18 protein-coding genes are annotated in these 19,999 nt (G+C 61.5%); 10 read left to right on the top strand and 8 right to left on the bottom strand.

Features of this window, described 5'->3' with window-relative positions; genetic code table 11:
* The first annotated feature begins 18 nt into the window (after nt 1-18).
* Entirely contained in the window at nt 19-1,083 is a 1,065-nt protein-coding gene (queG, locus tag LOY52_RS02610) for a tRNA epoxyqueuosine(34) reductase QueG (protein WP_258678095.1), read from the top strand.
* A gap of 105 nt (nt 1,084-1,188) precedes the next feature.
* Here the strand turns inward: queG and LOY52_RS02605 are convergent, their stop codons facing one another.
* Together LOY52_RS02605 and orn are read right to left on the bottom strand one after the other, a co-directional pair.
* Complete coding sequence (locus LOY52_RS02605) at nt 1,189-1,800, bottom strand: trimeric intracellular cation channel family protein (RefSeq protein ID WP_047290974.1); 612 nt, start codon at nt 1,798-1,800, stop codon at nt 1,189-1,191.
* A 188-nt stretch (nt 1,801-1,988) separates the two neighbouring features.
* A complete protein-coding gene (orn, locus tag LOY52_RS02600) occupies nt 1,989-2,531 on the bottom strand; it encodes an oligoribonuclease (RefSeq protein ID WP_003221098.1) in 543 nt (180 codons plus the stop codon).
* Nucleotides 2,532-2,638: 107 nt separating this feature from the next.
* On the opposite strand from orn, the gene rsgA reads away from it, so the two are divergent.
* The 4 genes from rsgA to LOY52_RS02580 all read left to right on the top strand — a co-directional run bounded on the left by rsgA (nt 2,639) and on the right by LOY52_RS02580 (nt 5,737).
* Entirely contained in the window at nt 2,639-3,670 is a 1,032-nt protein-coding gene (gene rsgA / locus LOY52_RS02595; protein WP_095138114.1) for a small ribosomal subunit biogenesis GTPase RsgA, read from the top strand.
* Between the two features lie 212 nt (nt 3,671-3,882).
* Nucleotides 3,883-4,290, top strand: coding sequence for a TIR domain-containing protein (locus LOY52_RS02590; protein WP_258678094.1), 408 nt, complete (start codon nt 3,883-3,885; stop codon nt 4,288-4,290).
* A 2-nt stretch (nt 4,291-4,292) separates the two neighbouring features.
* Nucleotides 4,293-5,252 (top strand): caspase family protein, encoded by a 960-nt coding sequence (locus tag LOY52_RS02585; protein ID WP_258678093.1) that lies wholly within the window; start codon nt 4,293-4,295, stop codon nt 5,250-5,252.
* Nucleotides 5,252-5,737, top strand: a complete 486-nt coding sequence (locus LOY52_RS02580; RefSeq protein ID WP_258678092.1) for a toll/interleukin-1 receptor domain-containing protein — start codon at nt 5,252-5,254, stop codon at nt 5,735-5,737. The genes LOY52_RS02585 and LOY52_RS02580 overlap by 1 nt, the downstream gene beginning before the upstream one ends.
* A gap of 52 nt (nt 5,738-5,789) precedes the next feature.
* Here LOY52_RS02580 and motB read toward each other — a convergent pair whose 3' ends face one another.
* Both motB and motA read right to left on the bottom strand, forming a co-directional pair.
* Entirely contained in the window at nt 5,790-6,866 is a 1,077-nt protein-coding gene (gene motB / locus LOY52_RS02575; RefSeq protein WP_258678091.1) for a flagellar motor protein MotB, read from the bottom strand.
* Nucleotides 6,867-6,869: 3 nt separating this feature from the next.
* Nucleotides 6,870-7,721, bottom strand: coding sequence for a flagellar motor stator protein MotA (gene motA / locus LOY52_RS02570; protein WP_007952169.1), 852 nt, complete (start codon nt 7,719-7,721; stop codon nt 6,870-6,872).
* A gap of 166 nt (nt 7,722-7,887) precedes the next feature.
* On the opposite strand from motA, the gene LOY52_RS02565 reads away from it, so the two are divergent.
* Genes LOY52_RS02565 through asd form a run of 3 tightly spaced genes read left to right on the top strand, consistent with a single transcriptional unit; the run spans nt 7,888 to nt 11,162 of the window.
* Entirely contained in the window at nt 7,888-9,426 is a 1,539-nt protein-coding gene (locus LOY52_RS02565; protein ID WP_258678090.1) for an HDOD domain-containing protein, read from the top strand.
* Nucleotides 9,427-9,468: 42 nt separating this feature from the next.
* Nucleotides 9,469-10,302, top strand: a complete 834-nt coding sequence (gene rhdA, locus LOY52_RS02560) for a thiosulfate sulfurtransferase (protein WP_258678089.1) — start codon at nt 9,469-9,471, stop codon at nt 10,300-10,302.
* Nucleotides 10,302-11,162, top strand: coding sequence for an archaetidylserine decarboxylase (gene asd, locus LOY52_RS02555; protein ID WP_027611402.1), 861 nt, complete (start codon nt 10,302-10,304; stop codon nt 11,160-11,162). Before rhdA ends, asd begins: the two co-directional genes overlap by 1 nt.
* A 60-nt stretch (nt 11,163-11,222) precedes the next feature.
* Here asd and LOY52_RS02550 read toward each other — a convergent pair whose 3' ends face one another.
* Nucleotides 11,223-11,624, bottom strand: coding sequence for a hypothetical protein (locus LOY52_RS02550; RefSeq protein ID WP_027611401.1), 402 nt, complete (start codon nt 11,622-11,624; stop codon nt 11,223-11,225).
* A 220-nt stretch (nt 11,625-11,844) separates the two neighbouring features.
* On the opposite strand from LOY52_RS02550, the gene LOY52_RS02545 reads away from it, so the two are divergent.
* Nucleotides 11,845-13,599, top strand: a complete 1,755-nt coding sequence (locus LOY52_RS02545) for a molecular chaperone (RefSeq protein WP_258678087.1) — start codon at nt 11,845-11,847, stop codon at nt 13,597-13,599.
* 91 nt (nt 13,600-13,690) lie between these two features.
* On the opposite strand, the gene serB is transcribed toward LOY52_RS02545, so the two are convergent.
* Nucleotides 13,691-14,905, bottom strand: coding sequence for a phosphoserine phosphatase SerB (serB, locus tag LOY52_RS02540; protein ID WP_007967407.1), 1,215 nt, complete (start codon nt 14,903-14,905; stop codon nt 13,691-13,693).
* Nucleotides 14,906-15,039: 134 nt separating this feature from the next.
* Here serB and LOY52_RS02535 point away from each other — a divergent pair, with 134 nt between their 5' ends.
* Nucleotides 15,040-16,557 (top strand): AhpA/YtjB family protein, encoded by a 1,518-nt coding sequence (locus tag LOY52_RS02535; protein ID WP_258678086.1) that lies wholly within the window; start codon nt 15,040-15,042, stop codon nt 16,555-16,557.
* A 274-nt stretch (nt 16,558-16,831) separates the two neighbouring features.
* Here the strand turns inward: LOY52_RS02535 and LOY52_RS02530 are convergent, their stop codons facing one another.
* Both LOY52_RS02530 and parC read right to left on the bottom strand, forming a co-directional pair.
* Nucleotides 16,832-17,542 (bottom strand): membrane integrity-associated transporter subunit PqiC, encoded by a 711-nt coding sequence (locus LOY52_RS02530; protein WP_123585498.1) that lies wholly within the window; start codon nt 17,540-17,542, stop codon nt 16,832-16,834.
* 186 nt (nt 17,543-17,728) lie between these two features.
* Complete coding sequence (parC, locus tag LOY52_RS02525) at nt 17,729-19,993, bottom strand: DNA topoisomerase IV subunit A (RefSeq protein ID WP_123585499.1); 2,265 nt, start codon at nt 19,991-19,993, stop codon at nt 17,729-17,731.
* Nucleotides 19,994-19,999 lie beyond the last annotated feature (6 nt).

Below are 19,999 nucleotides of genomic sequence, written 5' to 3'. Positions count from 1 at the left end.
TCCGGTTTCTCTCGCCTCATGTCCGCCATCACCACAGATCTGCCCGCCCTCGCCCAATCGATCAAGGATTGGGGCCGCGAGCTGGGCTTTCAGCAAGTCGGCATCAGCGGTCTGGACCTGGCCGAGCATGAGCAGCACCTGGAGCGCTGGCTCGCCGCCGGCTACCACGGCGAAATGGATTACATGGGCGCTCACGGCAGCAAACGCTCGCATCCGGAGGAACTGGTCCCGGGTACGTTGCGCGTGGTTTCGCTGCGCATGGACTACCTGCCCGGCGACACGCAAATGGCGCAAATGCTCGCGCAACCGGAGAAAGCCTACGTTTCGCGTTATGCCTTGGGCCGCGATTACCACAAATTGATCCGTAAACGTGTGCAGCAATTGGCCGACAAGATTCAATCCGAGATCGGCCCGTTCGGTTTTCGCGCCTTCGTCGACAGCGCCCCGGTGCTGGAAAAAGCCATCGCCGAGCAGGCCGGGCTGGGCTGGATCGGCAAAAACACTTTGGTACTGAACCGCAAGGCCGGCAGTTATTTCTTCCTGAGTGAACTGTTCGTCGATCTGCCGCTGCCGGTGGACGAACCGCACAGCAGCGAACATTGCGGGCGCTGCACGGCGTGCCTGGACATCTGCCCGACCAACGCCTTCGTCGGCCCCTATGTGCTGGACGCCCGGCGCTGCATCTCCTACCTGACCATTGAACTGAAAAACGCCATCCCCGAAGACCTGCGCCCGCTGATCGGCAACCGCGTGTTCGGCTGCGACGACTGCCAGATCGTCTGCCCGTGGAACCGCTTCGCCAAGCCATCCGGGGAAAGCGATTTCAAGCCACGGCACAACCTGGACAACGCCGAACTGGCGGAGCTGTTCATGTGGGACGAGGATAAATTTCTCAGCAGCACCGAAGGCTCACCGCTGCGCCGTGCCGGTTACGAGCGCTGGCTACGCAATCTGGCGGTCGGGCTGGGCAACGCGCCGTCGAGCATTCCGGTGCTGGAGGCCTTGAAGGCGCGCCGTGATTACCCATCAGAGCTGGTGCGTGAACATGTCGAGTGGGCGCTGAGACAGCACGGTCAATTGTAGGAGCTGCCGCAGGCTCGGGCCGCGATCGGACGATCTTTTGACTTTGATATTTAAAAGACAAGATCAAAGGATCGCAGCCTGCGGCAGCTCCTACAGGGGAATGCATTAATGCTCGTCGTTGTAGACGAACTTGGGCATTTCCCAGTGGAACCGAATTGCCAGCAACCGCAACAGAAAACCGCCGAACAAGGTAATCAGAATCGCCTGCTCGCTCGGCACATTCAGGTACAGGCAGAGCATGTAGCACCACGCGGCGGCGAACGAGACGCTGGCGTACAGTTCGCGGCGGAAGATCAGCGGGATGTCGTTGCAGAAGATGTCGCGCAGGATTCCGCCGAAGACTCCGGTGATCACCCCGCTGACCGAGGCCACCAGCATGCCGTGGCCCATTTCCAGCGCGGTCATGCAGCCGATCAGGGTGAACGCCACCAGACCGACCGCATCGAGTACCAGGAACAGTGAACGCAGGTGACGCATCCAGCGCGCGGTGAACACGGTGAGCATTGCGGCGGCCGAAGTCAGCACCAGGTATTCCGGGTGTTTGACCCAGGTCAGCGGGTAGTGTCCGAGCAACACGTCACGTACCGAACCACCACCCAGCGCCGTGACGCAGGCGATCAGCACCACCCCGAACCAGTCCATGCCGCGCCGTCCGGCAGACAGCGCGCCGGTCATGGCTTCAGCGGTAATGGCGATCAGATAAAGCATCAGCAACATGGCGGCGGTCCTGGCAGGAAGGCGCGCAGTCTAGCCATTTCAGCGCCGCACCAGAAGGGGGCGCGAACACGACGATCCCCTGTAGGAGCTGCCGCAGGCTCGGGCCGCGATCGGACGATCTTTTGATGTTGCCTTTAAAAAACAAGATCAAAAGATCGCAGCCTGCGGCAGCTCCTACAGGGTCAGCATCAGAACTTGATGAAATGCTTGCGGTAGTGCTGCAGTTCGGCGATCGACTCGCGGATGTCGTCCAGCGCCAGGTGGGTGCTGCCCTTCTTGAAGCTGTCGCGCACATCCGGTGCCCAGCGTGCGGCCAGCTCTTTGAGCGTCGACACATCGAGGTTGCGGTAGTGGAAGTAGCTTTCCAGTGCCTTCATGTGGGTATAAAGGAAGCGACGATCCTGGCAGATGCTGTTGCCGCAGATCGGCGACTTGCCTTTTGGCACCCACTTTTCCAGGAAAGCGATGGTTTCGGCCTCGGCTTCGGCCATGCTGATACGGCTGTCACGCACGCGCTGGGTCAGGCCCGAGTTGCCGTGGGTGCGGGTGTTCCACTCGTCCATGCGGGCGAGCACTTCGTCACTGTGGTGAATGGCGATCACCGGGCCTTCGGCCAGGGTGTTCAGGTCACTGTCAGTGACAATGGTGGCCATTTCGATGATGACGTCGTTCTCCGGATCCAGGCCGGTCATTTCCAGGTCGATCCAGATCAGGTTCTGCGGGTTTTGCATATTCGGGCTCCTAGGCAATGCTGCGCAGTTTAGCCTAGGCCGGTGCCCGGGCGTGCTAAACTCGCGGCCGTTTTACCTAATCGCTGCATTCTTCAGACGGAACACCCATGGCCAAACGCCAACTCAATCGTCGTCAAAACTGGCGCATCGAAAAGATTCAGGGCGAGCGCGCCGCGCGCGCTGCCAAACGCGAGTCCTCGGCGGTCGAAGCCCTCGAGGGCGGCGACCTCGGCCCCGAGCAGCACGGTCTGGTGATCGCCCACTTCGGTGTGCAGGTCGAAGTCGAGGCCGTGGATGGCGAACAGGCCGGCCAGGTTTTCCGTTGCCACTTGCGCGCCAACCTGCCGGCGCTGGTAACCGGTGATCGGGTGGTCTGGCGCGCCGGCAACCAGGGCATCGGGGTGATCGTCGCGCAATTGCCGCGCAACACCGAGCTCTGCCGCCCGGACAGCCGTGGCCAGCTCAAGCCGGTCGCCGCGAACGTCGACATGATCGTCATCGTCTTCGCACCGCTACCCGAGCCGCATGCCAACCTGATCGACCGCTACCTGGTCGCCGCCGAACACGCCGGCATCCGCCCGCTGCTGTTGCTGAACAAGTTCGACCTTATCGACGAGCAGAACGCCCCGGCGCTCAATGCCCTGCTGGCGGTGTACCGCACGCTGGGTTATCCGGTGCTGGAAGTCTCGGCGCATCACGGCAACGGCATGGAGCAGTTGCAGAAGCAGCTCGACGGGCGCATCAGCGTGTTCGTCGGCCAGTCCGGCGTCGGCAAGTCGTCGCTGGTCAACAGCCTGCTGCCGGAAGTCGAAACCCGTGTCGGCCCACTGTCGGAGTTGTCCGGCCAGGGCACGCACACCACGACCACCGCACGCCTGTTCCACTTCCCGGGCGGCGGCGAGTTGATCGACTCCCCGGGTATCCGCGAATTCGGCCTGGGCCACGTCAGCCGCGCCGACGTCGAAGCCGGCTTCATCGAGTTCAACGACCTTCTTGGCACTTGCCGCTTCCGCGACTGCAAGCACGATCGTGAACCCGGTTGCGCACTGCTCAAGGCCCTGGAAGACGGCCGCGTGCAGCAGCAGCGGATGAACAGCTACCGCTCGATCATCGCCAGCCTGCCGGAAAACGGCTACTAAACATCTGCACCGGCAGCCTCTCGCCCGAGGGCTGCCGGATGTCGGACCGCGCCTGACAAATCCTCGATTCCGTTAAACGTCAGACTCTTCTGACAGACTCGTTCGCACCCTTTTGCAGGACATTTCTCTTTCACCGCCCAGCCCTTGTAGGCTCGCGTCAGATGCCTAGATTGGGGTCCTCCTTCGCACCTTCGCGACCTTCGAGGAACCCCATGCAGACCTACCATTTGTTTATCAGCCATTCGTGGAGCTACGCCCACGCTCACGACAATCTGGTACGCCTGCTCGGCGCCAGACCGGATTTCAGTTTCAAGAATTTTTCCGTGCCGCCGCACAACCCGATCATGGGCGCGCAGACCGACAAGCAACTCGTAGAAGCCATCGAGAACAAGATTCGCCCGTGCTCGGCGGTGCTGATCATGGCCGGGATGTATTCGACTTACAGCAAGTGGATCAACAAGGAAATCGAGATCGCCAAGCGCATGGGCAAAGTGATCATCGCGATCAAGCCGTTCGGCGCCGAGCGCATTTCCACGGTAGTACGTGAGGCGGCACACGCCGAGTGCGCGTGGAACACCAACAGCATCATCGGTGCGATCCGTCAGCACACGGCGGTGTGAACATGCGCAAGGGACTGTTTATCGGCATCAACCACTACTCGCACGTTTCGCCCTTGAGCGGTTGCTGCAACGACGCCATGGCCATGGCGTCCGTGCTGAAAACCGACGCCAACGGTGACCCCAACTTCAAGAATGTGGTGCTGACCTCGGCTGAAGACGACCTCGGCCGAGGCAAGCTCGAAGACCAGATTCGCGAGCTGTTCTCCGGCGACTGCAACGTCGCCCTGCTGTACTTCGCCGGGCACGGCGGCTTCGACAGCGACAACGATGAAGGCATGCTCCTGCCGCAGGACTATCGCAGCGCCAAGGACGGCATCCGCATCAGCGACATTCTCAACTGGGCCGCCAAAGCCACGAAAATCAAAAACAAAGTGATCATCCTCGACTGCTGCCAGAGCGGCGCGGCCGGCGAAGTGCGCGCCTTGCGCAGCGAAAGCAGCGTAGTCGGCGAAGGCATGACCATCCTGACCGCCTGCAAAAAGGAAGAGCCAGCCATGGAAGGCGCGCAACACGGTGTCTTCACCGGCTTGCTGTTGCAGGCCCTGCACGGCGGTGCGGCGAACATTCTCGGCAAGATCACACCGGGCAGCCTGTATTCCTTCGTCGACAACGCGCTCGACGCCTGGGAGCAGCGTCCGGTGTTCAAAACCAACGTCTCGCAGTTCATTTCCCTGCGCGAGGTTTCGCCGCTGATCCCCAAGGAGATTCTGCGCAAACTGCCGGAATGGTTCGCCGAAGCTGAATCGACGTTCCGCCTTGCCCCCAGCTACGAACCCACCGAAGCAACGTTCGACCCGGAGCACGGCGAGGTTTTCGCCCAACTGCAAAAGTGCAATCGCCACAGCCTCATCGAACCGGTCGATGCCGAACACATGTACTACGCCGCGCTCCACTCCACCGGCTGCGGCCTCACGGCGCTCGGCGCCTATTACCGTGAACTCGCCATAAAAGGACACTTCTGATGCCCGTATTCATCAGCTACCGCCACATCGATCGACCGCAGGCCATGGCGATCAATGCGCAATTGATGCAGGCCAACATCAAGACCTACCTCGACGTACTCGACCCGGAGTCGCAGACCACCGACGACATCACCGGGGTGATCACCCGCAACATCACCGAATGCACACACCTGCTGGCGGTGGTTTCGGAAAAAACCGCACTGTCGTGGTGGGTGCCGTTCGAAATCGGCGAAGCGACAATCAGCAATCGCCGGATCTGCTCGTTCCGCACCGGGCAGGCAAATTTGCCGGAGTATCTGGACAAGTGGCCGAAGTTGAGCACGGCCAGTGATCTGAATTTCTTCATCGATGCCTATCGCGAAGAAGTATCGAGCAAGCGCTCGATGACGCTGGATTCGAGCAACGAATCCTTCAGCGGCACCTATAAGCGCAACGCCGATCTTTTCCATGAACAACTGAAAAACCGGATTCGGCGCGGTTTCTGAGGCCAATCGACGGCCACAAAAAAGCCGACATCACTGTCGGCTTTTTTGTCGGTCACTGCTTCGGTGCGGGGGCCGGTGCAGCTGCTGGCGGAGCTGCTGGCGCTGGCGCCGCAGTACCCGGCGCGGCCGGTTTCGGTGCGGCGTCGTCGAACAGGTTCAAACGTTCGCGCAATTCATGGGCCGGCACCGGTTGCTGATCCGCCGGCAGCGCGTTCGGATCGACCGGCGCCGCCGGAGCGGCGCCGTTCTGACCCTCGGCGGCAGGCTTGGCCGGGTCGGCACCTTGCGAGCCTTCGATGGCCGCTTGGGCCTTTTTGGTCAGGACCACGATGTCGATGCGGCGGTTGACCGGGTTGAACGGGTTTTCCTTGTCGAACAGCGCCGACGAGGCATAACCGACTACCCGCGCCACTTGCGAATCCGGATAGCTGCCTGCCACCAGCGCACGCCGCGCGGCGTTGGCACGGTTGGCCGAGAGCTCCCAGTTACCGAAATCGCCGGTGCCGGTGTACGGCTTGGCGTCGGTGTGGCCGCTGATGCTGATCTTGTTCGGCACCGCTTTGATGGTGTCGGCCATGGCCAGCAGGATGTCTTCGAAGTACGGCTTCAGACGTGCCGAGCCCGAGTCGAACATCGGCCGGTTTTCCGCGTCCATGATCTGAATGCGCAAGCCGTTCGGGGTGATCTCGAACAGGATCTGATCCTTGAACTTCTGCAGTTGCGGGTTCTCGTCGACCTTGTTCTGCAGTTCTTGCAGCAACAGCTCCAGGCGTTCTTTCTCGACCTGCTCGGCCATGCCTTCGACCTGCTCGGTGTCGACCGTGACCTTGTCCGGTTGCGGCTGCGACTTCACCTCAGGGTTGAGGGTGTTTTCCGGCGCCAGGGTCGGCGTGCCGCCCAGATCAATGATGTACGGCGTGCCACTTTCGGAGAAGCCGACCGGGTCCTTGAAGTAACCGGCGATGGCGATCTTCTGCTCAGGCGTTGCGGTGGACAGCAGCCACAACACCAGGAAGAACGCCATCATCGCCGTGGCGAAGTCGGCGAAGGCGATTTTCCACGCCCCGCCGTGGTGCCCACCGGCTATGCGCTTGACGCGCTTGATGATTATCGGCTGATTATTTTCCATGGCTTAGCGACCGCGAACGGCTTGTTCCAGCTCGGCAAAGCTTGGACGGTGCGCCGGGTACAGAACCTTGCGCCCGAACTCCACGGCCAGCGATGGCGGCATACCGGAAGCCGAAGCCACCAGCGAGGCCTTGATGGCTTCGTAGACATTCAGTTCTTCCTTGGCATCGTGCGCCAGGGAATGCGCCAACGGCCCGAAGAAACCGTAGGCCGCGAGAATACCGAAGAAGGTACCGACCAGTGCCGCACCCACGTGCAGACCGATGGATTTCTGATCGCCTTCACCCAGCGAGGCCATGGTCACCACGATACCCAGTACCGCCGCGACGATACCGAAACCGGGCATGGCGTCGGCAATGCCGTTCACCGCATGGGACGGGTGCTCGAGGTCTTCCTTGAGGCTGTAGAGTTCCATGTCGAACAGGCCTTCCAGCTCATGCGGAGCCATGTTGCCGGAGGACATGATGCGCAGGTAATCGCAGATGAACGCGGTCATGCGCTCGTCTTTGAGCACGGCCGGGTACTTGGCGAAGATCGGGCTCGCGGCAGCGTCTTCGATGTCGCCTTCGATGGCCATCATGCCTTCACGGCGGCTCTTGTTGAGGATCTCGTAGATCAGGCCGAGCACTTCCAGATAGAACGTGTGGCTGAAACGCGAACTGAACATGCTCAGGGATTTCTTGAGCACGTGCATCGTCATGTAACCGGGGTTGGCCTGGAGGAATGCACCAAGGGCCGCACCACCGATGATCATCACCTCGAAAGGCTGGATCAGGGCGGCAATTTTGCCATGGGAGAGCACGTATCCGCCGAGCACGCTCGCGAATACGACGATGATGCCGATAATTTTAGCCATAGGTAGAAAGTACTTATTTAAGTCGGGTTCAAGGTCATATTCGGAAGTTAAAAAATCTCTTCTTCTACTTATCGGCAAAACTGCGCCAGACTATAGCCAGTTCAGGCGAAAAGCCAATTTAGCCCATGCCGGGCGCGTCTACAGTCAGTGAAGATCTCGTCCAGACATGGCTAATGAAACGAACGTCCCACACGCAAAACCGACCACGCTCGAGGGCTGGGTCAAACTGCTCGATGGCGTGCGCCTGCCCGTGCCGCAAGAGGCGCACGACAAGGTTTGCCGGGCGATCCGCGACAACCGCAGCTCGCTGCGCGACATCGCCGACCTGATGCAGGACAGCCCGGCGCTGGCCTTGAGCATCATCCGTGAGGCTAATCGTCACACCCACGGCACGATGGCCGCTCCGGCGGAAAATCTCGAGGTGGCGATCAACCGTCTGGGCCTCGCGCGTACCGAAGAATTGCTCGCACGTCTGCCCGTCGAACCGCAGATGCAGATCCCCAAGGCGTTGCGCCAACTGCAGATGCTCAGCCAGCACGCGACACAACAGGCCAACGGTTTTTTTGCCAGTCGCCTGGCGCGCCTGTGGCAGGACATTCACTGGGGCAGCCTGTTGTTTCTGTCGCCGTTATGGCCGCTGGCGCTGACGTTTCCAGAGTTGCTCGAAGAGTGGGAGCTGCGGGTTATCCACAAGGGCGAATCGGCGCGCACGGTCGAGAAGCAATTGTTTGGCGTGCGCCTGCTGAAGATCGCCGAGGCGCTGGTGCAAGTCTGGCACCTGCCGATCTGGGTGCAGCAGGGCTATAAACTGCTGCTCAGCGAACAGCGCGAACTGGTGAAAGTACTGCGCATCGCCCGCGACAGCGAACATCCGTTGCGCCAGCAGAATCGCCTCGACGACGATCCGACTCTGCGCCGCTGGCTCAACCAGCCGGCCAACACCGTGTTGCTGGCCAACGGTCTGGCGCTGTCGGCACAACAGGCCTGGGACAGTCCGCACAGCGAGCGCTGGCAGTACCTGACCAGCCTTTATCTGCAAATCTCGATGGACGAAGTGCAGCAGCAGTTGCACCAGCAAGCCGCCAACAGTGCGCGCCAGCATGCCATGCCCGATCTGTGGCACCCGGCCGTTTCATTATTATGGCCATGGGGCACCCATCGCTTGCCGGCCGGGATGCTGCCGGCGGCGGCGCCGAATGCCGAGGATCTGACGCAGTGGCGCCGACAATGCGCCGAACTGCTGGCCGAGCCGAGCCGCTTCACCAATGCCATGAGCCTGACCGTCGCCGCCCGTGATGCGCTGGTCGCCAGCGGCATGCGCCGGGTGATGATTCTGATGGCCGACCGCACGCAATCGAATCTGCGAGTGAACCAGACCTTCGGTTTGCCGAAGGAAGCCGCCGCGCTGAACTTTGTCGTCAGTCAGAGCAAAGTCCTGCAACGGTTGCTCGCGCAGCAGGCACAGGTGCGGATCACCCCCGAGAACAACGCGCAATTTTCCGCATTGCTGCCGCCGGGCCTGCGTGCGCTATTCCGTGGCGAGCACCTGTTCCTGCGCTCGCTGGTCAATAACGGCCGGGTGATCATGATCGTCGTGGCCGACCAGGGCGGCGGGCCGTTCGCCGACATCAGCGTGCAGGCTTTCGGCAAAACCGCCCAGTGCATCGAAAAAGCCCTGCACAGCTTTAGCAGCCGTGGCCGATGAGGCTGCGCTACAATCCCCCCCTTTGTGCTCTGGAGACCTCACATGTCTGACTTCTCTGGCTTGCCGCTCGTCATCGAACCGAGCGACCTGCTCCCTCGGCTGGATGCCAGCGAACTGATTCTGGTGGACCTGACCAGTGCCGCCCGCTATACCGAGGGCCATCTGCCCGGCGCACGCTTTGTCGATCCCAAGCGCACCCAACTCGGTCAGCCACCCGCGCCGGGGCTGCTGCCGGCCAAAGCCGATCTGGAGGCGTTGTTCGGTGAGTTGGGCCATCGCCAGGACGCGGTCTACGTGGTCTACGACGACGAAGGCGGCGGCTGGGCCGGACGTTTCATCTGGCTGCTCGACGTGATCGATCACGACAAATACCACTACGTCGACGGCGGTCTGCCGGCGTGGCTGGAAGCCGGGATGCCGATGTCGATCCAGGTTCCGCCTGCGGTGGGCGGCCCGGTGGCGCTGACCCTGCACGACGAGCCGACCGCCACTCGCGAATACCTGCAAAGCCGTCTCGGCGCCGCCGATCTGGCGATCTGGGACGCTCGCGGGCCGCTGGAATATTCCGGCGAGAAAGTCCTGGCCGCCAAGGGTGGACACATCCCCGGCGCGGTGAACTTCGAGTGGACGGCCGGCATGGACAAGGCGCGTCAATTGCGGATTCGCACGGACATGCCGCAGATCCTCGAAGACCTCGGGATCACCAAGGACAAAGAAATCATTACCCACTGCCAGACCCATCACCGGTCGGGCTTCACCTATCTGGTGGCCAAGTCCCTCGGTTATCCGCGGGTCAAGGGCTACGCCGGTTCCTGGGGCGAATGGGGCAACCACCCTGATACGCCTGTCGAGATTCAAGGTTCTAAGGACAACTAATGAAAGAGCGTCTGTTTATTCTCAGCCAGTACCTGCTGCCTCATCACCTGCTGTCGCGCCTGGCCGGCTGCGTTGCCGAGTGCCGCGTGCGCTGGTTCAAGAATGCCTTCACCCAGTGGTTCGCCAAGCGCTATCAGGTGGACATGTCGCAAGCGCTGGTCGAAGACCTGACCGCCTACGAGCACTTCAACGCGTTCTTCACCCGAGCCCTGAAAGACGGCGCGCGGCCACTGGATCAGACCCCGGGCGCGATCCTCAGCCCGGCCGACGGTGCAGTCAGCCAGCTCGGCCCGATCGAACACGGTCGCGTGTTCCAGGCCAAGGGCCACAGCTTCAGCGTGCTGGAACTGCTGGGCGGTGACACGGCGAATGCCGCGCCGTTCATGGGCGGCGACTTCGCCACCATTTACCTGTCGCCGAAGGATTACCACCGCGTGCACATGCCGCTGGCCGGCACTCTGCGCGAGATGGTCTATATCCCGGGCCGGATCTTCTCGGTCAACCAGACCACCGCGGAAAACGTTCCGGAGCTGTTCGCCCGCAACGAGCGTGTGGCGTGCATCTTCGACACCGAGCGCGGGCCGATGGCCGTGGTGCTGGTCGGCGCGATGATCGTCGCGTCGATCGAAACCGTGTGGGCCGGTCTGGTCACTCCACCGAAGCGCGAACTGAAAACCTTCCGCTACGACGAAGCCGCCCGAGCACCGATTCATCTGGAAAAAGGCGCGGAACTGGGGCGCTTCAAGCTGGGTTCGACGGCAATCGTGCTGTTTGGCCCGGATCAAGTGAAATGGGCTGAAGAACTGGTGGCGGGTTCGCCAGTGCAAATGGGCCAGGCCCTGGCCCTGCCGACGGCCTGAGCCGGCTGATCCGCCCTTTCACACGTCTGTGAAGGGGCGGACACGACCTGGGAGGCGCCGTTACTCTATCTGCCCACGGAAGCCGATCGGCCCTTCGTTGGCGTAGGTATTGGTGCCACTGAGGTTTTTCCCTCCATCGCTGGAAGTGACGCTCAACGCGACAACGTTCTGATTGTCCCGGCCACCGATCACCCACTTGCCGCCCGGATGCCATGGGGCATCATTGCCACCCCACTGGTTCTCGACGTTGTATTGATTCTGACCGGTGCGCTGCGCCTTGAAGCCAATCGGGCCTTCGCCGGCGTAAGTCATGGTGCCGGTGAAGCTTTTGCCGCCATCGCCCGACTTGATCTCGATGGCGACGACTTGCTGGTTGTCCCGCCCGCCCAGCACCCAGGTTCCACCCGGATGCCACGGTGCCGAACTACCGCCCCATTGATTTGCCACTGCATATTTAGACATGAACCTCATCTCCTTGAAGTTTCGGGAGACCTGCCCGAGGTTGACGGCAGGCCGTGCAACCGTGCGTTTCCGATCGCACGTCTGAGAGACTAGTAGGGCTTGTTGAATGGCATCCGGCCAGTAGACCAGCGGTCAAAAAGCCTGACGCCATCCGGCGAAACAGACCACAGCTGCTAGAGTTCTTGGTGTTGCCAATTTCGCCGCTGGAGCCAGTCACGGCATGAGTGAGTCACGCCCCCAACCCTCCCTGCGCGCCCCTATCCCGACGCAAACGCGCCTGTCGTTCTGCGAAGCTACCCCGCGCGACCTCAAGCGCTGGATCGCCGGCCTGCCCAAGGCCAACATCGGCGAAACCGCGCGCCAGTTGTACCAAGGCCTGGGCGAACTCGACCAATTGCTCACCCCCAGTGACAATCGCCTGCAACTCCTGGAGCTGCTGCGCCCCGAGGTTTACTTTGTCTGCCAGCATCTGGAGCGGCACTTCCTGCATCAGGCAATCATGCTCGATGACCGCTCGCGCAAGATCAGCAACCTGTGCCAGGCGCTGCAGAGTCATCTGGCCATCGGCTACAAGCAGATCGTTCTGCGCATTGTCCCCAAGTATCACAAGGATCGGGCGGCACTGGTCAGTCAGGCCCTGCAACGGGCCGCGCATGCGCTCAAGGGGCAACTGCTGCGGGCGACGCAGTTGTACAGTCCGCCGCCGGAACATCTGTGGTTCGAGCTGCATCAGCTGTATCGCTGCGCTTGCGCCTTGCAGTTGCAACAGCGTCGGGTGCATGACGATCTGGCGAGTCTGAGCAGCGAACTGAGCCTGGAACAGACCTACATCGCCGCCCTGCTGCTGGGCAGCGCCCGTTGCAATCAATTGCGGCAGAACCAGATCGCCCGGCTGGCCGAAGTGCTGGAGCCGTGGAGTGCCCTGCTCAAATTGTATCCTGGCAGTCCGCAGGATGGACTGTTCGCCATCAGCGCTGAACTGGACGCCGGCCCGCGCTACCGCAGCATGTTCCGCAAAGAACAACAGGGCGCACTGCTGGGCTTCGATCCGCAACCGCTGGTGAACGTGATCGAAGCGCATTTACTGCAGCAGGAGACGTCGACGCCGTTGCCGATCCCGGCAGGACTGAGCCTCGATACCCTGCAACATGTGCACGCCAGTTGGGGTCAGGCCGCCGAGCGCAGTTTTCAGCGCACCGCCGGTCAAGGCAGCCTGACCGTGTGTGTCGGGATGAGCGCCCTGCACTTTTACCTGGGCGGCGAACGCAGCTTCAGCGAACTGCTGAAACATCCCGGTGCTCGCGCGGCCAATTTCAGTCGCGTCGTGGTCCAGGGCGAAAAGGACAGCTGGAGCCAGGCCTTCGACGCCGCACCGCAGAGCGCAGCTGAGGAGTTGCTGCCCTATGAGGAAATCCAGTACGACCATCTGGGCGAAGACGAAAACAACGCGGACAGCCCTCCACACTACCCGACCTACAGCTTGCCGGTGATCAACCACAGTCCCGGCGGCTATTGTCTGGCGTGGCCGAGCGAGGTGCCAGCCGAGTTGCAGGCCGGGGAAATGCTCGGAATTCAGGACAGTGCGAATCAGGGCTGGAGCATCGCGGTGGTGCGCTGGATTCGTCAGGTACGCGGCAGCGGGCCGCAAATGGGCATAGAACTGGTGGCGCCACACGCCGAACCTTGCGGTTTGCAATTGGTGCGCTCGCGAGATGATCACAGTCAGTATTTGCGCGGTCTGCTGCTACCGGAGATCAGCGCCATCGACCTGCCCGCAACCTTGCTCGCCCCGCGCCTGCCGTTTCAGGAAGGCAATAAAGTGCTGATCAACACCCACGGCGAAGAACACCGCGCCGGTCTGGATCGACGGGTGGCGAGTACGCACAGTTTCAATCAGTTTGCCTATCGCTCGCTGGAGGCCGCGCAGAATGGCGGGGGCGAGGAGGATTTCGATTCGTTGTGGAAATCGCTTTGAAAGCAAAAGATCGCAGCCTGCGGCAGCTCCTACAGGGAAACGCGTATTCCTGTGTAGGAGCTGCCGCAGGCTGCGATCTTTTGATCTTTAATTACAACTGCCCGTCACGATCGCGAAAGCCCAGCAGATACAGCACACCATCCAGCCCCAGCGTAGAGATCGCCTGCTTCGCCGACTGCTTGACCAGCGGCTTGGCGCGGAACGCCACACCCAGCCCGGCAATCGCCAGCATTGGCAGGTCATTCGCGCCGTCGCCCACAGCGATGGTCTGCTCCAGACGCAAGCCTTCCTTGTGCGCCAGCTCCTTCAGCAGGTCAGCCTTGCGCTGGGCGTCGACGATCGGCTCGATCGCCACGCCGGTGCACTTGCCGTCGACCACTTCCAGTTCGTTGGCGAACACGTAATCGATGCCGAGTTTGGCCTGCAACTGTTTGGCGAAGTAAGTGAAGCCACCGGACAGGATCGCGGTCTTGTAGCCCAGGCGCTTGAGTTCGGCGAACAGGGTTTCCGCGCCTTCGGTCAGGCGCAGCGAAGCGCCGATCGAGTCCAGCACGCTGACATCCAGGCCCTTGAGCAGCGCCAGACGTTCCTTGAAGCTGGCACGGAAATCCAGTTCGCCGGCCATGGCGCGCTCGGTGATGGCCGAAACTTGCTCGCCCACGCCGGCAGCCTTGGCCAGTTCGTCGATGACTTCGGCTTCGATCAGCGTGGAGTCCATGTCGAACACCGCCAGACGCCGATTGCGACGGAACAGCGAATCTTCCTGGAAGGCGATGTCGACGTTCAGCTCCTGCGCGACGCTGAGGAATTCGGCGCGCAGCGCCTGCGGATCAGCCGCTTCGCCACGCACGGAGAACTCGATGCAGCCCTTGCCCTTGTCGGCTGGAGTGTCCAGCGGCATGCGACCCGACAGACGGTCGATATGGTCGATGTTCAGGCCATATTTGGCGGTGATCGAGCTGACCGCCTGCAATTGGCCGGCGGTCACTTTGCGGGTCAACAGGGTGACGATGTGGCGTTTCTTGCCCTGATTGCCCACCCATTGCTGGTAATCCTCTTCGGACACCGGGGTGAAGCGCACCTGCTGGTCGAGCTCGTAGCCCTTGAACAGGATGTCCTTGAGCACGGCTTTGCCTTGCTCGGAGTCGGGAATCTCGACCAGGATGCCGAACGACAGGGTGTCGTGGATCACCGCCTGACCAATGTCGAGAATGTTCACACCACCTTGTGCCAGAACGCCGGTAATGGCCGCAGTCAGACCCGGACGGTCGACTCCCGTGATGTTAATCAGGACGATTTCGCGCAACGCGCACCCCCGCAACTGGAAAAAAACCGCATTCTACCCACTTTCAGTGACCATCGGGCACCGCGAGCGCTTTGCCGGTCTAGGGCCTGTCGCTATACTGCGCGTCAACTTCACGGACAAAAGAGCCGAGCTCAGTGAACCGGCCCACGCCAGTTAAAACCGATAACTTCTTCCTGCTGATCTTCCGTGCACTGCGTCATCGCCGTGTGCCGATTGCATTGCGCATTGCCAGCCATAACGTGATCCTGGTCGCTCTGGCCCTGGTGATCTATGCCGGGGTGATGGGTTTGCAGTTCAAGCAGGCCATGCACGAGCAGGCCGATGCGCTGGGCGAAAGCCTGACCACGCAGACCGCTACCTCCGCCACTGAACTGTTGGTGTCCAACGACATCCTCAGCCTCAACGTGCTGCTCAACAACCTGACCAAGAACAAGCTGGTGGCCCACGCGGCTATCTATAGCGTGGATAACCGCATCCTCGCCGAATCCGGTCAGCGCCCCAAGCACAGCCTGCTGGGCGAAGCCGAGGGCATGTACGAGAGCAAGATCACTTTCCAGGACGTGACCGCCGGGCAACTGCGCATCAGCCTGGACATGGATCAGTTCCAGCAGCCGATGACCATCAGCCTGCAGAGCATGGGCATTCTCAGTGCGATTCTTCTGGCGCTGTCGCTGGCCCTGAGCCTGCGCATGGGGCGCTATCTGTCGACGCCGTTGCTGCAATTGCGCGTCTGGCTGCGCAACATCGACGAATACACCCCGGGCACCGACCGTCAGGACGAGATCGGCGATCTGGCGCGTCAGCTGCACGCCAACTTCGCGCCGGAGCCTGCGCCTAAACCTGAGCCCGAGCCGGAACCCGAGTTCGAAGAAGAGGATGAACCAGAGTTCGAAGTGCGCAACCTGCGCGATCCGAGCTTTGACGAAACCCGCCCGATGGCCGCGCAGAAACCTGCGACGCGCCACGTGGTCAGCACCGTTGAAGACGATGATGACGACGAAGATCCGTTTGCCGATCTGCGCGACGAGTCGCTGACCGAAGCCGCTCCAGCGGCCCCGCGTCAGGCGACCCCGAGCGTGCCGCAACACAGCGCGGTGCTGGCGATCCAGCTGGGTTCGCAAGAACAACTGCGGCGCCTGCCACGTGCCCGTCTGGAAGAGTTGCTGGAGCGCTACCGCGACTGCCTCGATCAGGCCGCTTCGCTGTATCAGGGCGAGATCGAAACCCTGAACGATGGCAGCACACTGATGCTGTTCCACACCGAAGACAGCGGTGACGACTACCTGACCAACGCCATCTGCTGCGGTGAGTTGCTGCGGGCGCTGGGTCACCAGTTGCAGATCGAAGTCGCCGACAGCGGCATCACCCTGCAGTTGCAACTGGGCCTGACCCTGGGCGACGAGCTGTTCGGCCTTAGCCAGATTGACCTGCTGCTGACCGATTCGGCCCAGGATGCGCTGGCCCTGTCGCAGCACAGCCGCAACCTGCTGCTGGTCGAGCGCAAGATCGGTGACGATGCGTTGATTCGTCAGCGTGCGCGAATTCGTCCGATCGCCAGCCCTGAGGGGGCTTGCTGTGTAGAGCGCTTGATGGAGCCGTATCCGTCGATGCTCGAGCGGCAACTGGCGCGGATGCATGAGCGTCGGGCGTAAACCTTTAGGCCAGATGCACAGAAGCCCGCAGACAAGTGATTGTCTGCGGGCTTTTTTGTGGCCGCCTGAAAGGATCCTTCGAACGCGGCATCGCATCGTGTAGGAGCTGCGGCACGCTGCGATCTTTTGATCTTGATCCTGACGCGGCCCTATCAAAAGATCGCAGCCTTCGGCAGCTCCTACAGGGTTCGCGTGTGTGCGTCCCCCCTTATCCGTTCGTCCAGACACAACAAAGCCCGCACAAGGCGGGCTCTGGTTTGACGCTGATTCAGACTTAGAAGCGGAACACTTCCATATCCGTGCGAATCGGCGAAGCCATCGGAATCTTCGGCTGCTTCTCTGCATCCGCCGCCGGCGCTGCCGGCTTAGGCGCTGCCTTACGCGGTGCTTCGGCCACCGGAGGCTGGTTGGCCAATGGCTTGAGCGCTACCGACAACTGCTCGGCCAGACGCTGCAGCAGAATCCCCTGCGCCTGCACCTGCGAAGCCGTGGTACCGGCATGCAGCTCCTGCAGATGAACGATGCGGTTGTCGCGCACCTGACCACGACGGTCGATCAGACGCCATTGCGCATCGAGGATCGCCGGTTGCTTCTCACCGGAGTCCAGACGCGTGATGGTCAGCAATACCTGCACATCCGGGGCAAATCCCAGAGTGGCGGGTGCCAATACCACACGCTGGCTGTCCAGATGACCGGCCACCTGACGCATCAGCAGTTGATCGATATCCGACGAAAGGCTGCCCGCCCAGCGACCGTCGGTCGAGGCTTGCAGGCTGCCGTCCGGTTGACGTTGCAGCAAAGTTTCACGTTGCAGGTAATCAGCAATGACTACCGGACCCAACAAAACCGCCATGCCTGCGCTTTGCGCAGGCTGAGCCGGACTTCCGCTGTCCAGCTGATACAGCGACACCGGCTGGTGAACGCTGCAACCCGCCAGGCCCAAAACGCCGGCGAGCAGGAAAATAAGGGGGCGCAGAGCAGTCATCATCCCGTCCAGGTGGCCGCCACAAGGCTGACCACAGTGAAAATACTCAATAAATATGAAGAACGCTCGGCCACGCCGGCGCTTGGAAAGGCCATATCATCCGTGAATATGCGTTCCGACTCCAGCGCCAAAGCGTCGATCTACGCGTTAAATCGTAGATCGACGCCTCTAGATGGGCGTTTTAGCCTAATTGAGGTTTTCGACGAGCAGCGCATCGACCCGCTGGAAGCCACGTGGAAGCTTGTTGCCACGCCGTCCACGCTCACCTTTGTAGTGTTCGAGGTCTTCAGCTTTCAGTTTATACGGACGTTTGCCTGCTTGCAGAATCAACGTTGCACCCGCGGGAATCACAGCAATGTCCGTGACAAACTCTTCACGGCTGGCGACACGGTCACCCGGTACACCGATGATCTTGTTGCCCTTGCCCTTCGCCAACTGCGGCAAATCGCTGATATTGAAGACCAGCATCCGCCCCTCGCTTGTCACGGCGGCAAGCAAGTCATTCTCGCGATCAGTCACCGGACGTGGCGCGATCACCTTGGCGTTGTTCGGCAGGCTCAACAGGGCTTTACCGGCCTTGTTCTTGGCTTGCAAGTCTTCGCCCTTGACCACGAAACCGTAACCGGCGTCGGAGGCGATCACGTACAGCGCATCGTCTTCCGGCATCAGCACGCATTCGAAGGTCGCGCCGGGTGGCGGGGTCAGACGCCCGGTCAACGGCTCGCCCTGGCCGCGCGCTGACGGCAAGGTATGGGCGGCAACCGAATAGCTGCGGCCAGTGGAGTCAATCACCACGGCAGACTGGTTGGAACGCCCCGCCGCCGAGGTCTTGAAGCCGTCGCCAGCCTTGTACGACAGGCCGGTGGCGTCGATGTCATGACCTTTGGCCGAACGGATCCAGCCTTTTTCCGACAGCACGACGGTGACTTTCTCGTTCGGCAGCAGATCGTGTTCGGTCAACGCTTTCGCTTCAGCGCGCTCGACGATCGGCGAACGGCGGTCATCGCCGTAGGTTTCGGCATCTTTCAGCAGCTCGGTGCGAACCAGCTTCTTCAGCTTGGCTTCGCTGCCCAGCAAGGCTTGCAGCTTGGCCTGTTCCTTGAGCAGTTCGTCCTGCTCGTCGCGCAGCTTCATCTCTTCCAGACGCGCCAACTGCCGCAGGCGGGTGTCGAGGATGTAGTCGGCCTGGATCTCGCTGAGGGCGAAACGCTCGATCAGCTTGGCTTTCGGATGTTCCTCGGTGCGGATGATGTGGATCACTTCATCCAGGTTGAGGTAGGCGATCAGCAAACCGTCCAACAGGTGCAGACGACGTTCGACCTTGTCGAGGCGAAATTGCAGGCGGCGACGCACAGTCAGCACGCGGAACTCCAGCCATTCGACCAGCAACGCACGCAGGTTTTTCAGCTGCGGTTTGCCGTCCAGACCGATGATGTTGACGTTGACCCGGTAGGTCGACTCCAGCTCGGTGCTGGCGAACAGGTGCTGCATCAGCGCTTCGTGATCGACGCGACTGTTGACCGGAATGATCACGATGCGGCACGGGTTTTCGTGGTCGGATTCATCACGCAGGTCAGCGATCTGCGGTGCTTTCGACGGCTTGGCCTGCATCAGCGCGGCGATCTGCTCCAGCACTTTGGCCCCGGAGACCTGGTGCGGCAGCGCGGTGACGATGATGTCGCCGTCTTCGACGTGGTACACGGCGCGCATGCGCACCGAGCCCTTGCCGGTTTCGTACATTTTCAGCAGGTCGGCGCGCGGGGTGATGATTTCCGCTTCGGTCGGGTAGTCCGGGCCTTGAATGTGCTCGCAGAGCTGCTCGACCGTGGCTTTCGGCTCATCGATCAGGCGCACACAAGCGGTGGCGACTTCGCGCAGGTTGTGCGGCGGCACGTCGGTGGCCATACCGACAGCGATGCCGGTGGTGCCGTTGAGCAGGATGTTCGGCAGACGCGCTGGCAGAACCAGCGGTTCCTGCAGGGTGCCGTCGAAGTTCGGCCCCCAGTCGGCGGTGCCCTGGCCCAGTTCGCTGAGCAGCACTTCGGAATAGCGCGACAGGCGTGCTTCGGTGTAGCGCATGGCGGCGAAGGACTTCGGATCGTCCGGCGCACCCCAGTTGCCCTGGCCGTCGACCAGCGTGTAGCGATAGCTGAACGGCTGGGCCATGAGCACCATTGCTTCGTAGCACGCCGAGTCGCCGTGCGGGTGGAACTTGCCGAGCACGTCACCGACGGTACGCGCCGATTTCTTGTGCTTGGAATCGGCGTCCAGCCCCAGCTCGCTCATGGCGTAGACGATACGCCGCTGTACCGGTTTCAGGCCGTCGCCGATATGCGGCAAGGCACGGTCCATGATCACGTACATGGAGTAGTTGAGGTAGGCATTTTCGGTGAAGTCAGCCAGCGAGCGGCGTTCTACACCGTCCAGGCTGAGATCAAGGGAGTCGCTCATGCGGGC

It is taken from the genome of Pseudomonas sp. B21-051, assembly GCF_024748795.1.
Classification (GTDB): Bacteria; Pseudomonadota; Gammaproteobacteria; order Pseudomonadales; family Pseudomonadaceae; genus Aquipseudomonas; species Aquipseudomonas putida_A.
Note: the sequence above shows the minus strand (reverse complement) of the source record. Positions and strands in the feature narration are given on the sequence as shown.